Source organism: Acinetobacter sp. UBA2581 (genome assembly GCF_002339435.1).
Lineage (GTDB): Bacteria > Pseudomonadota > Gammaproteobacteria > Pseudomonadales > Moraxellaceae > Acinetobacter > Acinetobacter variabilis.
The window spans coordinates 1-12368 of sequence record NZ_DDLD01000083.1 but is presented as its reverse complement, the minus strand read 5'-3'; the positions used below and the strand labels follow the sequence as shown (position 1 = coordinate 12368).

At 44.6% G+C, this 12368-nt stretch carries 11 protein-coding genes; 1 reads left to right on the top strand and 10 read right to left on the bottom strand.

The window, feature by feature from the left end; all coding sequences use genetic code 11:
- Nucleotides 1-33 precede the first annotated feature (33 nt).
- From B3Q46_RS10520 to B3Q46_RS10490, 7 genes are all read right to left on the bottom strand, one after another.
- A complete protein-coding gene (locus B3Q46_RS10520; protein ID WP_208462294.1) occupies nucleotides 34-1530 on the bottom strand; it encodes a flavin-containing monooxygenase in 1497 nt (498 codons plus the stop codon).
- Between the two features lie 14 nt (nucleotides 1531-1544).
- Complete coding sequence (locus B3Q46_RS10515) at nucleotides 1545-2384, bottom strand: alpha/beta fold hydrolase (RefSeq protein WP_208462293.1); 840 nt, start codon at nucleotides 2382-2384, stop codon at nucleotides 1545-1547.
- 135 nt (nucleotides 2385-2519) lie between these two features.
- Nucleotides 2520-4322, bottom strand: a complete 1803-nt coding sequence (locus B3Q46_RS10510) for an acyl-CoA dehydrogenase C-terminal domain-containing protein (RefSeq protein WP_208462292.1) — start codon at nucleotides 4320-4322, stop codon at nucleotides 2520-2522.
- A 207-nt stretch (nucleotides 4323-4529) separates the two neighbouring features.
- Nucleotides 4530-5510: an NAD(P)H-dependent flavin oxidoreductase gene (locus tag B3Q46_RS10505; RefSeq protein WP_208462291.1), complete on the bottom strand. Its 981-nt coding sequence runs from the start codon at nucleotides 5508-5510 to the stop codon at nucleotides 4530-4532.
- Nucleotides 5511-5521: 11 nt separating this feature from the next.
- The gene (locus tag B3Q46_RS10500; protein ID WP_005235693.1) at nucleotides 5522-6310 is read right to left on the bottom strand and encodes an enoyl-CoA hydratase-related protein; all 789 of its coding nucleotides are present in this window, start codon (nucleotides 6308-6310) and stop codon (nucleotides 5522-5524) included.
- Between the two features lie 36 nt (nucleotides 6311-6346).
- Complete coding sequence (locus B3Q46_RS10495; protein ID WP_208462290.1) at nucleotides 6347-7270, bottom strand: 2-hydroxyacid dehydrogenase; 924 nt, start codon at nucleotides 7268-7270, stop codon at nucleotides 6347-6349.
- Nucleotides 7267-8022, bottom strand: a complete 756-nt coding sequence (locus B3Q46_RS10490) for a class II aldolase/adducin family protein (protein ID WP_208462289.1) — start codon at nucleotides 8020-8022, stop codon at nucleotides 7267-7269. Before B3Q46_RS10490 ends, B3Q46_RS10495 begins: the two co-directional genes overlap by 4 nt.
- 110 nt (nucleotides 8023-8132) lie before the next feature.
- Here B3Q46_RS10490 and B3Q46_RS10485 point away from each other — a divergent pair, with 110 nt between their 5' ends.
- Nucleotides 8133-8570, top strand: coding sequence for a PaaI family thioesterase (locus tag B3Q46_RS10485; RefSeq protein WP_208462288.1), 438 nt, complete (start codon nucleotides 8133-8135; stop codon nucleotides 8568-8570).
- A 121-nt stretch (nucleotides 8571-8691) separates the two neighbouring features.
- Here B3Q46_RS10485 and B3Q46_RS10480 read toward each other — a convergent pair whose 3' ends face one another.
- From B3Q46_RS10480 to B3Q46_RS10470, 3 genes are read right to left on the bottom strand one after another with little or no spacing between them, the layout of a single operon-like run.
- Nucleotides 8692-9903: a 3-oxoadipyl-CoA thiolase gene (locus B3Q46_RS10480; protein WP_005235695.1), complete on the bottom strand. Its 1212-nt coding sequence runs from the start codon at nucleotides 9901-9903 to the stop codon at nucleotides 8692-8694.
- Nucleotides 9904-9928: 25 nt separating this feature from the next.
- The gene (locus tag B3Q46_RS10475; protein ID WP_286715316.1) at nucleotides 9929-11449 is read right to left on the bottom strand and encodes a 3-hydroxyacyl-CoA dehydrogenase; all 1521 of its coding nucleotides are present in this window, start codon (nucleotides 11447-11449) and stop codon (nucleotides 9929-9931) included.
- Between the two features lie 2 nt (nucleotides 11450-11451).
- Nucleotides 11452-12225 carry an enoyl-CoA hydratase gene (locus tag B3Q46_RS10470; protein ID WP_004785705.1) on the bottom strand — a complete coding sequence of 258 codons (774 nt, stop codon included), beginning with the start codon at nucleotides 12223-12225 and terminating at the stop codon, nucleotides 11452-11454.
- Nucleotides 12226-12368 lie beyond the last annotated feature (143 nt).

Below are 12368 nucleotides of genomic sequence, written 5' to 3'. Positions count from 1 at the left end.
TTTCGCAAGAGATCTAATGAATAAATTTAAAAATCAGACAACTTTTCTCTGAGCATTTTCTATATATTCATAATGGTAACCACTGCGAATAAAATGCTGGTTTTTATCTCTGAAAGAATGTGCATAATCCGGCCAGACCAAAGTCAGTTTGCGACTCACCGGGTCCAGATACCAGCTTTGACAGCTTTCTGATAACCAGACACTGCCTTGGGAAAGTTGCTGTAATTCCTGCATATAGCGATTTTCGGCGTTCTGATCGGCTTCAAAAACCTGAATCTGTTGCTGTTCAAAAAATTGCAAGGCGTCCAGTACCAGATCAAATTGGGTTTCCAGGAAATAAAGCGCTGAGTTATGCCCACTTCCGGTATTGGGACCATTCAGAATGAACAGGTTTGGAAAATTATGGACTGTCGTAGATTGATAACCTTGCATACCACTAGACCATTGCTGCTCCAAGCTTAGACCATGTTTACCCACTACCTTTGCGGCATAAGGTGGTCGTGCTGCTTCAAATCCGGTAGCAAAGACAATAATATCTGCAGGAAATTTATTGCCGAACTTGCTAATCACGCCATCCTTATTCACTTGAGCCAAAGCTGAATCTTCAAGCGTGACATTCGGTTTTAGAAAAGTCGGATAATAATCATTGGACAGCAGTAAGCGCTTACAGCCCGGTTCATAATTCGGTGTGAGTTTCTGCTGTAATTCAGGATCTGGAATCTGGTGTTTCAAGAATTGTAGGCAGTTTTTTTTGACCCGCTCGATCTGGCTTTTCAGATTACGGCGCTGGGCAAAATTGTATTCATTACCCCAGAACAAGGAATGTCTTAACGCCGACATGCTGTCCGGATCTTTGCGGAAAAGCTGTTTTTCTGACTCAGAATAAGGTCGGTCCGGTCGCGGCAAGATATACGCTGCACTACGTTGCAATACGGTCAGACTTTTTGCTGTTTTGGCAATTTCCGGTACAAGCTGGATCGCAGAAGCGCCTGAACCTACGACGACCACACGCTGATTATCCAGATTCACTTCGTGATTCCAGCGTGCAGAATGCATCACCTGACCTTGAAATTCATCCAATCCCGGAATTTGTGGCAGATGTTCATCTGCCAGATGCCCGGTTGCTGTAATTAAAAAATCTGCCTGATACAAACCGTTAGAGGTCTGGATTTCCCATATACGTTTTTCGGTATTCCAGCTGGCTTTTTCCAGTTGTGTATGAAAATCAATATGTGGCCGGATATTTTCCTGATCACAGCATTGGATTAAATAACGCTGAATTTCTGCCCCTTGCGGAAAGACACGTGACCAGTTAGGGTTTTTAATAAACGAGAAAGAATATAAATGCGATGGTACATCACAGGCGACACCGGGATAGGTGTTATCACGCCATGTTCCGCCTACTTCTGCTGCACGTTCAATGATTTTAAAATCGTGAATGCCCTGCTGTTTAAGACAGATCGCCATTCCTAGGCCACCAAAACCGCTGCCTACAATTAAAATCTTGCTGCGCTGTCCTTGAGCTTGCATTATTTTTCTCCTTTTTAAGGCATCATGGGCTGGATTTTTTGATTCGCCGGATACTGCTCTGGATGCTGGCAAAACTGATTAATTAGCTGCACAACTTCTGCTGGCGCTTCAATATGAATCGCATGTCCCGAAGAAATTTCGATATAACGGCTATTCTGAATCGAAGCAAAGAGTAATTTTGCTTGCGCTAAAGGCACCATACGATCTTCACGACAGGCCACGATCAAGGTCTCAGCAGAGATGTCCGGCAAAATGGCGGTGATATCAATGCGATAATTCAGTTCACGCTGTTTAGCTGCATCTTGAGAAGGTTTGACGAAACGTGCCAGATCAAGCACCTGTTTTTCAGTACGAGCTGACAGATAGTCATCGCTATATAGGCAATAATTCACGAAATGCGGCAATGCTGCAGATTGATCATTAAATAACTGTTGCCAGATGGTGGTTCGTAGTTGTTGCACCGAACTGGTTTTTGCCCAACCGGCTAACAAAATCAAACGTGCCACGCGCTGTTTAAGACTTGCAGCCACTTGTGCAGCAATCACGGCACCGAGTGAATAACCCACCACAGTAATAGCTTCATCTTCTTCAACTGCATGATGGATCAGTGCTTCAACTTGCTGGCTAAAATCAGTCACTGCCAGATCGGCTTTATCCGGGGTATACAAATCAATGGATAAAACCCGCTGATGAATACCGAGCATGGGGAAAATATAACTGAAATGTTTGTCGGTATTTCCACCTGTGCCATGAATCAGAATAATGGTGGGATATGAGGATTTCTGTCCGACTTCATGATAAGTGAGTTGTTGATCACCATAAGGACATTGTCGTGTAATCGTGTCTAAATCCATATAGACTCCTGATCTTGTTGTTTTATGGCCGATGTAATACTGAAAAGTACCCATCGATATTGAATATTGTGCAGGATGAAAAAATAGAAATTAAAAAAAGACCCACGATCGAGAGATTGATCGTGGGTAAAAGGATTAATCGAATTTAAACTCTTCAGGAGTCAGTAGGAACAAGCTCTCACCACCGGCCTGAATATTGGCAAGGTGGGTTGAAGTTCTTGGCAGAATACGTGCAAAGAAGAATTGTGCGGTTTTGATCTTCGCTGCATAGAACGGATCAGTATTGCCTTCTTCAATCTTTTGCTGAGCCGTAATCGCCATTTTTAGCCATAAATATGAAGACACTACATAACCAGAGAAATATAAGTAATCGACTGATGCCGCACCGATTTCATTGGCAGACTGTTGCGCCTGAGACTGAATGGTTTTGGTTAATTCTAGCCATTGCTCAGTCAACTGGCTCACTTGTGCCACTTGCTGGTTGAACTGGGCATGTTGCTGATGTTCTTTTACAAAGCCCTGAATCTCATCTGTTAATGCAGTCAATAAACCTAGTTTCGAACCCAGCACTTTACGAGCCAGTAAATCAATAGACTGAATTTCAGTGGTGCCTTCATAGAGGCTAGCAATACGTGCATCACGGGCAATCTGTTCCATGCCATGTTCAGCAATATAGCCGTGTCCACCAAAGACCTGCATACCGTGTTTGGCTGCTTCTACACCCGTTTCAGTCATTAATGCTTTAGCAATTGGGGTTAATAATGCCAGACGATCTTCTGCGGCTTTTTTCTCTTCAGGATTATCTGTTGCTTCAGCAATATCTGCATACGTAGCCAGATAATAAGCCAAGGCACGTGAACCTTCTGCAAATACTTTCTGAGTCAGTAACATATTACGTACTGCCGGATGCACGATGATTGGATCCGCAGGCAGATTTGGCTCTTTCGCACCTTCAAGTGAACGCATCGCCAGACGGTCTTTGGCATAAGCCAATGCACCTTGATAAGAAGATTCAGCTGCAGCAAGACCCTGAATCGCCGTTCCAATACGCGCAGAGTTCATAAAGGTAAACATGCAGTTCAAGCCGCGGTTTTCAGGCCCGATCAGGAAGCCTTTGGCATTGTCAAAATTCAGCACACAGGTCGCATTGCCATGAATACCCATCTTGTGTTCAATCGCGCTACACACCACGCCATTGCGAGAAGCTACATTCCCAGCTTCATCCAGATTGTATTTAGGCACGATGAACAGTGAAATACCTTTGGTGCCGGCAGGCGCATCCGGTAAGCGTGCTAACACAATATGCACGATATTTTCAGCCAGATCATGCTCACCTGCAGAAATAAAGATTTTCTCACCGCTGATGCTGTAGCTGCCATCTTCCTTTGGCACCGCTTTGGTACGGATCAGGCCCAGATCAGAACCCGCATGTGATTCAGTTAAACACATGGTGCCTGTCCAGCGGCCTGCAATTAAAGGTACCAGGAATTTCTGTTTCTGTTCGTCGCTACCATGATGTTCCAAGGTACGCATCGCACCATGTGACAGGCCTGGATACATACCCCAAGACCAGTTGGTCGCTGTGATAATTTCTGAAATGGCAATACGGTATAAAGTCGGGAAGCCTTGGCCGCCATATTTTTCATCGCCGGTTAGTGAGGTAAAGCCAAGTTCTACATATTTGTCATAAGCCGCTTTAAAACCATCCGGTGTAGTTACGACGCCATCCTGCAAACGACAGCCCTGCTGGTCGCCTGTTGCATTAATTGGCAGAAGTTCGTTTTGGCAAAAGTCCGCAGCGACTTCCAGATATTGTTCCATAATATCCATAGAAACTTTGTCTGCAAACTTTGCATAGCCTGTGTATTTCTGTTCAACATTGAGCAGATCTTTCAGGACAAACTTCATGTCTTTTAATGGCGCAATATAATTTCTCATCGTAATTCCCTTGTATGAGTTCTAATTTGTATATTTATGACAATTAATTTCATAATACGAAATTATGTTTTAGGTCGAATATAATATAAGTTCATGGATAAAATCTAGTCATGACATAAAAAATCACATTTAAAAAATTAAAACTTTGGTATAAAAAAGCCATTCGGTAATGAATGGCTTTTGATTAAATGACCAAAATGAAACGATCTAGCGCGGGAAAAACTGAGCCAAATGTTGCTGAACAATCTGTTCTGCTTCTTGCATGATAGTGTCAATCAGCATTTGACAGGTTGGAATGTCATGGATCAATCCCATTACTTGACCTGCTGTCAGTATGCCTGCATTAACATCGCCATTTTCCAAAGCCAGCTTGCCTTTTAAGCCACTGACATAAGGGCGAATCTGTTCAAATTCCAGATTTGGATCTTCACCCATTTTAACGACGAGATCAGATACTGCATTCTTCGCAACACGCGCAGTATTCCTGAACTGACGGTAAAGCAGATGCGTTGCCCGTTCATCATTGTCGACATAAAACTGCTTGATATTTGGATGGATCGGCGCTTCTTGTGTGGCACAGAAACGTGTTCCCATATTGATGCCTTCTGCACCTAAAGCAAGTGCTGCCACCAAGCCACGACCATCCGCAAAACCACCACTGGCTACAATCGGTACAGTGAGTTGATCAGCGGCTGCTGGAATCAGAATCAGTCCGGGAATACCGTCTTCACCCGGATGACCAGCACATTCAAAACCGTCAATCGAGATCACATCCGCGCCGATTCTTTGTGCTGAAAGTGCATGACGTACCGAGGTACATTTATGAATCACAATGATGCCATGCTGTTTAAAGGCTTCAATGTGTTCATGTGGTTTGTTGCCTGCCGTTTCTACAATCTTGATTCCACTTTCAATAATAGCCTGTCGATATTCGGCATACGGCGGTGGGTTTACAGCGGGCAATAAAGTCAGATTTACTGCAAAAGGCTGATCTGTCATTTCACGGCAGCGTGCAATTTCCTTGGTCAGCGCTTCAGGTGTGGGTTGTGTCAATGCCGTCAGCGTTCCCAAACCACCTGCATTGGAGACTGCACTGGCCATTTCTGCAGTACCGACCCACATCATGCCGCCCTGAATAATCGGATAACGAATGCCTAAAAGCTGGGTAATACGCGTTTGAATTTTCATGAATGCTCTCCTTAGCGCCCGGTAAATTGTGCGGGGCGTTTTTCGACAAAGGCCTGTACACCTTCTTTATAATCCTGACTACTCAGGGCCAGATATTGCAGGTTTTGTTCCAGCTCCAGTTGCTGATCCATGCTATTTTCAGCACTGCGTTGCAGCGCCTGTTTAGTTAAAGCCAGTGCATAGGTCGGCTGTTGTGCCAGTCGCTGTGCAAGTTCTTCGATATAAGCATCAAATTCTGCATCAGGGATCATTTTCCAGATCATGCCCATTTCAGCAGCCTCTTTGGCATGCACAGGTTCACCGAGTAAGGTTAATGCCATAGCGCGTGCATAACCAATTAAACGCGGCAACATCCAGGTACCGCCGGCATCAGGAATTAAGCCGATTTTAGAAAAGGCTTGAATAAATTTGGCACTTTCCTTGGCAATGACCAGATCGCAAGCCAGTGCGATATTAGCCCCTGCACCGGCAGCCACACCATTTACCGCTGCAATCACAGGTTTAGGGCTTTTGCGAATCAGGTTGATCAAAGGATTATAGTATTTAGCCAGCGAACCCTCTGGTGGCAAAGGTACATTGCCAAGCTGTCCAGCCCGTTCTTTTAAATCCTGCCCCGCAGAAAATGCCCGGCCATTACCCAGAATCACAATCACCCGAATATCCGGATTCGTATTCCAGCTTTTCAAAACCTGTTGCACTTCCTCATGCATTTGCCGGTTAAAACTGTTCAGTGAATCTGGCCGATTAAAACTTAAAGTAGCGACGCCTTGCTGAACCTGAGTCTGAATCATTTCCCACATCATCAATTTCCTTATTTTTTATCTGTATCCCTACAATTAATAGCCTTTATTGACATCCACCTGATGACACAAATCCAGGCCTTGATTTAAACGGCGGTCATTTTCCAGAATCTGCTCTACCACCACAGACATTGGGGCATGTGAGGCCACATGTGGTGTCACCACAATTTTTTCGTGCTGCCAGAGTTGATGGTCAGCAGGTAGCGGTTCCTGCTCAAATACATCAACAATCGCACCACGCAGATGACCAGAATCCAGTGCATCCAATAAATCCTGCTCGATTAAATGCTGGCCACGCCCGACATGAATCAAAGCTGCCTGTTCAGGCAGTTGCTGAAATAATTCAGCAGAAAGAATCCCGGTATTTTCTTCGGTAAGGGGTAGCAGGTTAATCAGAATCTGACTTTGAGCCAGGAACTCGGAAAGCTGTTCTTGGCCCACATAACTTTTAACTTGATTAATATCTTTTGGGGAATTCGACCAACCAGAGACTTGATAGCCCATGTCAGCAAAGCGTTCTGCTACGTATCCGCCCATATGCCCCAGTCCCATAATCCCGATCTGGATATGATGGCTATAGCTCTGGCGATATTGCTTCCACAGCTGCTGCTTTTGCTGCTGGATCATGAGGTCAAAATAACGCTGAAAATACAGCACGCCCCAAAGCAGATAATCAAACATGCCTTTTTGATGATGTGGATCCAGTACCCTGCAAACGGCTTGATCTGGGCGTACAGCATTTAAGTTTAAATGTTCTACCCCAGCAGCAATCGAATGAATCAGGCCAAGCTTTGGTAGCTGCTGCACTTTTTCCAGATCTGGAAACCAGGCAGCAACTGTGGTTGCCCGTTCAGCTTCAGGGCTGTCCACTGTACAGAAACTGCCTGGAGGCGCATATTTTTGAAAAGACTTGACCAAAATGGCCTCAATATTCGGTACAGAACTGGAAATAACAATCATGATGCATACTCCGTATATTGATGCTCAATCAGGGACAAAGCGGCCTGCCAGGCATGCTGTAATATCGGTTCAATGAGAGGACTCGCGAACTGCTTGGCTGTTTTAATTCGGACTTCTTCTGCTGGATAATGCAATTCGGCACCGCCGCTTAAGGCTTTCACCTGTGCCTGACAGGCGCGTTCCAGAAAATAAATTTCATGAAAAGCCCGTGCAATGGTCTCCCCAGCCGTTAATAGTCCGTGATTGCGTAAAATCATAGCACGATGGTCGCCCAAGTCCTGAATCAAGCGTTCTTGTTCGTCAGTTGAAAGCGCAACGCCTTCATATTCGTGATAGGCCACATGCTGATAAAATTTCATGGCGTGCTGGGAAATTGGAAGAAGTCCGTGTTTCTGTGCAGAAACAGCAATTCCATCCGCGGTATGGGTGTGAATAACACAATTCAGATGAGGATGTGCTTCATGAATCGCAGAATGAATCACGAAGCCTGCCATATTCACTGGCTTATCTTGTTCATAGCTTTCTACCACCTGTCCTTCATGATTAATCTTCACCAGCGTTGAGGCACGCATTTTTTCAAATGCGACCCCATACTGATTAATCAGAAAGCAGTCAGGCTGATCTGGAACTCTTAAACTGATATGGGTATCAATCAGGTCAGTCATCCGATAATGCGCAATAATGCGATAAAGCGCTGCCAGTTCACAGCGTGCCTGCCATTCAGCAGCTGTAACGAGATTTTTTATTGTCATCATTCCATCCTAGAAAAATATAGCATTTCGATCACTATCTGTTATATCATAATTTTAGAAAAACAGAATATTATTTCATAAAGCGAAATATTTTATTAAAGGGAAACGATATGACTACAACTCAAATGAATGGACTTGAATATCTAACCGCAATTAAAAATGGCGAATTGCCTGGTTCAGCGATGGGACAACTGATTCCCATGAAACTCAGTGTCGTCCATGAAAACTATGTGGAATATGAAGTTTATCCAGATGAACGTCACTTCAATCTGCAAGGCGGCATTCATGGTGGATTTTGCGCCACTGTTCTGGATAGCGTAACTGGTGCAGCAGTGCATACCACAGTTGATGCTGGCGTCAGTTTTTCCACTATTGACCTGAATGTCAAAATGCTCAAAGCCATGAAAAATGGTGAAACTTATACAGCCATTGGTGAAGTGATCCGGATCGGACGCAATGTGCTGACCTCAGAAGGCCGAATTGTCGACAAAGACGGTAAAATTTATGCCTTTGGTTCAGCAACTTTATTGGTCACTGACCGCAAATAATCCTTACGCTGATTTAATTAATCCCTGCGATATGCAGGAATTTTTATTTCTATATAAATAGTCTAATAAAAAATGCCATGTATATTATCTATACATGGCATTAATACGATGACTAAAGCTGTTATGCAGCTTCAGGGTTTTCAATCACCATCGCCAGTCCTTGACCCAGACCGATACATAAACTGATCACGGCATATTTTTTACCAGTGCGCTGTAATTGACGTGCGACGGTTAAGGCCAAACGCGCACCTGAACAGCCCAATGGATGGCCAATCGCAATACCACCACCGTTTGGATTCACACGCGGATCATCAAATGCAACATCCAGACCTTTCAGGCAAGATAACACCTGGCTGGCAAATGCTTCATTGATCTCGATAATGTCCATATCATCTAGCGTCAAACCTGCACGTTTAACGGCTTTTTTGATTGCTTCGATTGGACCTGCGCCCATGATGCGTGGCTCAATGCCAGCGGCTGCAGAAGACAGGATACGAGCTAAAGGTTTTAAGCCATACTGTTCCTGAACTTTTTCACTGCCGATAATCAGTGCTGCAGCGCCGTCATTGATACCTGATGCATTACCCGCAGTGACTACACCACCTTCGAAAAGCGGTTTTAACTTGGATAATGCTTCAAATGTCGAAGATGGACGTGGATGTTCATCTTCAGTCACTAATTTAGGCGGTAATTTACGCCCTTGTGAAACTTCAATTGGGGTAATTTCACCTTCAAAGAAACCTGCTTCTTTTGCAGCTTGATATTTCGCTTGTGATGCAGCAGCAAAAGTATCTGCCTGTTCACGCGTAATGCCAAACTCTTCAGCGACGTTATCACCTGTTTCTGGCATGCTGTGCGCGCCAAACTGATCAGTAAATTTACGGTTTGGGAAACGTGTACCAATCGTGGTGTCATAGATTTTGGCATCACGTGAATACGCGCTTTCAGCTTTACCCATTACAAACGGTGCACGCGTCATACTTTCTACACCACCTGCAATATACAGCTCGCCTTCACCTGCGGTAATGGCACGTGCTGAATCAATCACAGCGCCCAAGCCTGAAGCACAAAGACGGTTTACAGTTTGACCTGGAACGGTCACAGGCATACCTGCAAGCAGTGCCGCAAAACGAGCCACGTTACGGCTGTCTTCACCGGCCTGGTTGGTGCTACCAAAGATCACATCTTCTACGTCAGCTGCTGGAATACCGGTTTTTTCTAGCAGATTTTTAATGACTGTTGCTGCCAGATCATCTGGACGTACAGTTGCCAGGCTTCCTGCATGGCGACCGATTGGAGAACGTAAACCATCATAAATATAGGCATTTAACATGAGTGTTATTCCTTTAACTTTTTAATTAATGTGTAGTATGAATAAGAGGTAAACCGAGCTGAACGCGGCGGCGCAACCAAGGACTTGGGCGGTAACGCTGGTCACGGGTAATTGCAGTCATGCGGTCTAAAATTTTCAGAATTTTTTCCGCACCCAGTACATCGCCCCATTCAATTGGGCCGTATGGATAACCAAGGCCTAACTTCACGGCAACGTTGATATCTTCTACGGTTGCAACACCTTGCTGGGCAATATCACAGCCAAGATTCACAATCATGGCCAAAGCACGTTGCGCTACAAAACCGACGCTTTCCTGAATTGTGCTTGCAGTCACACCATCCAGATTGAAAATCGATTGCGCTGCGTTTACCAGTTCAGCTTTGGTCACAAACGTTGGCATCAAAGTACGGTGTTTATTTAAGCCGTAAAGCAGATCAATGCAGACTACTTGCTGCGGAGACACTTGATAACGGACTGCTGCTGAAGTGGCATCTTCACCATAAGTCGCAATTAAAATTAAAGCATCTGCTGAAGGTGCGTCAGTCTGCTCGATCTGGATATTGAACTGCTGTAGATATTGCTCAAGCGCCTGACGGTCTTCGCTATATTCTGTACCCAGCCAAACCGATGGATATTGATCCAGCTTTTCAACTAGTGTCGGACCCACATCACCTACTTTGCTCCCCGAGGTATAATCGTAAAAACCTTTACCGGTTTTACGACCCAACTGTTTGGCAATAAAACGTTGACGGGTAATCACGCTTGGACGATAACGTGTTTCTTCATAATACTGGTGATAAATCGATTCACTTACCGGATGAGATACATCCATGCCGGTCAGATCGCCTAACTCGAATGGTCCCATTTTGAAACCGATCCCGTCACGATAGATGCGGTCAATGTCATAAAATGGAGTGACATTTTCATTCAAAATCGCATAGGCTTCGCTACCAAAAGCACGGCCAGCATGATTGATAATGAATCCTGGGGTGTCTTTAGCTTTTACCGGGCGATGTCCCATCTTGGTCGATAACTGGGTGAGTGCATCCACAATATCAGCACGGGTATTAAAGCCTTCAATCACCTCAACCACTTTCATCAGTGGAACCGGGTTAAAAAAGTGATAACCAGCAACGCGTTCCGGCTGACTGCAATTGGCAGCAATCGCACTAATCGACAATGAAGATGTATTAGATGCCAGAATCGTTTCCGGTTTCACAATGTCTTCAAGTTGCTGCATCAGCTTTTGTTTGATTTCCAGATTTTCAATAATCGCTTCAACGATTAAATCGCAATCTTTCAAGTCTTCGATCTGCTGAGCAATGGATAAATGAGCAAGATCTTCAGCAGCTTTTTCATGGCTAAATTTACCTTTATCAGCCAGGGTATTTAATGTTTTAGCCAGCTTTTCCTGTACCTGTTCTGCAGCACCCGCTTTGGCATCAAACAACACGACATCATGGCCCGACTGAATTGCGATCTGGGCAATACCCGCACCCATCGTGCCTACGCCAATAATACCGATTTTCTGAATTTGAATGCTCATGCTTATCGTCCCTGATAATTTGGTTTACGTTTTTCGATAAAGGCTTGCATACCTTCTTTTTGATCTTCTGAAGAAAACAGCATCTGGAAGGATTTTCGTTCCAGCATTAAGCCGGCATTGAGTGGCACATCTTCCGCCAGTAAAGCCACTTCCTTGATTTGCTCAAGCGCGATTGGCGGCATTTTTGCCAGACCTTCAGCCATCTTGATTGCTGTTGCCAGGGTTTCGCTGTCTTCCGTTACTTGAGACACCAGGCCAATCTGATAAGCTTCCGGCGCTGGTACCAGACAACCCGTCATGATGATACGCATCGCATGGAATTTACCCACGGCACGGAATAAACGCTGTGTACCACCCGCACCCGGCATTACCCCTACTTTGACTTCAGGCTGACCGAACTGGGCACTTTTTCCGGCAATAATAATGTCCGCATGCATCGCCAGTTCACAGCCACCGCCCAATGCATAACCGTTTACTGCTGCAATCACCGGCTTTGAACACTGCGCAATGGCTTGCCAGTAACGTTCAGTACGACGTTGCATCATCTGGATCGTTTCAGCATTGGCTAATTCTTTAAGGTCAGCGCCTGCAGCGAAATCAGTTTCACCGCCAGTGAGAATAATGGCACGGATATTTTCATCGTCATTCAATTGCAGAAAAGCCGCAGCCAGTTTCTGGCGCACTTCTGTATTCAGGGCATTTTTAGCTTCTGGACGATGGATCTTGACCATCGCCACATGTGTCGAGATTTGCTCTACTTGAACTACCTGTTCCATCAAAAATCTCCATTTATTTTGTATAGCGAAATTTTATTTTATATAAAACTACGGTTTCTAAACCCATAAATCAAGATTTTTTCTCTCAAAAACGTAAAAAAGTTATTTTTTAATAAAAATTAGATAGGACTTACGCACTATTA

What these genes read in the sequence shown, in the direction of transcription:
- B3Q46_RS10510 (WP_208462292.1), bottom strand. Translation starts at nt 4,322, where the DNA reads ATGAGAAATTATATTGCGCCATTAAAAGACATGAAGTTTGTCCTGAAA.
- B3Q46_RS10520 (WP_208462294.1), bottom strand. Translation starts at nt 1,530, where the DNA reads ATGCAAGCTCAAGGACAGCGCAGCAAGATTTTAATTGTAGGCAGCGGT.
- B3Q46_RS10475 (WP_286715316.1), bottom strand. Translation starts at nt 11,449, where the DNA reads ATGAGCATTCAAATTCAGAAAATCGGTATTATTGGCGTAGGCACGATG.
- B3Q46_RS10515 (WP_208462293.1), bottom strand. Translation starts at nt 2,384, where the DNA reads ATGGATTTAGACACGATTACACGACAATGTCCTTATGGTGATCAACAA.
- B3Q46_RS10490 (WP_208462289.1), bottom strand. Translation starts at nt 8,022, where the DNA reads ATGACAATAAAAAATCTCGTTACAGCTGCTGAATGGCAGGCACGCTGT.
- B3Q46_RS10470 (WP_004785705.1), bottom strand. Translation starts at nt 12,225, where the DNA reads ATGGAACAGGTAGTTCAAGTAGAGCAAATCTCGACACATGTGGCGATG.
- B3Q46_RS10480 (WP_005235695.1), bottom strand. Translation starts at nt 9,903, where the DNA reads ATGTTAAATGCCTATATTTATGATGGTTTACGTTCTCCAATCGGTCGC.
- B3Q46_RS10495 (WP_208462290.1), bottom strand. Translation starts at nt 7,270, where the DNA reads ATGATTGTTATTTCCAGTTCTGTACCGAATATTGAGGCCATTTTGGTC.
- B3Q46_RS10485 (WP_208462288.1), top strand. Translation starts at nt 8,133, where the DNA reads ATGACTACAACTCAAATGAATGGACTTGAATATCTAACCGCAATTAAA.
- B3Q46_RS10500 (WP_005235693.1), bottom strand. Translation starts at nt 6,310, where the DNA reads ATGTGGGAAATGATTCAGACTCAGGTTCAGCAAGGCGTCGCTACTTTA.
- B3Q46_RS10505 (WP_208462291.1), bottom strand. Translation starts at nt 5,510, where the DNA reads ATGAAAATTCAAACGCGTATTACCCAGCTTTTAGGCATTCGTTATCCG.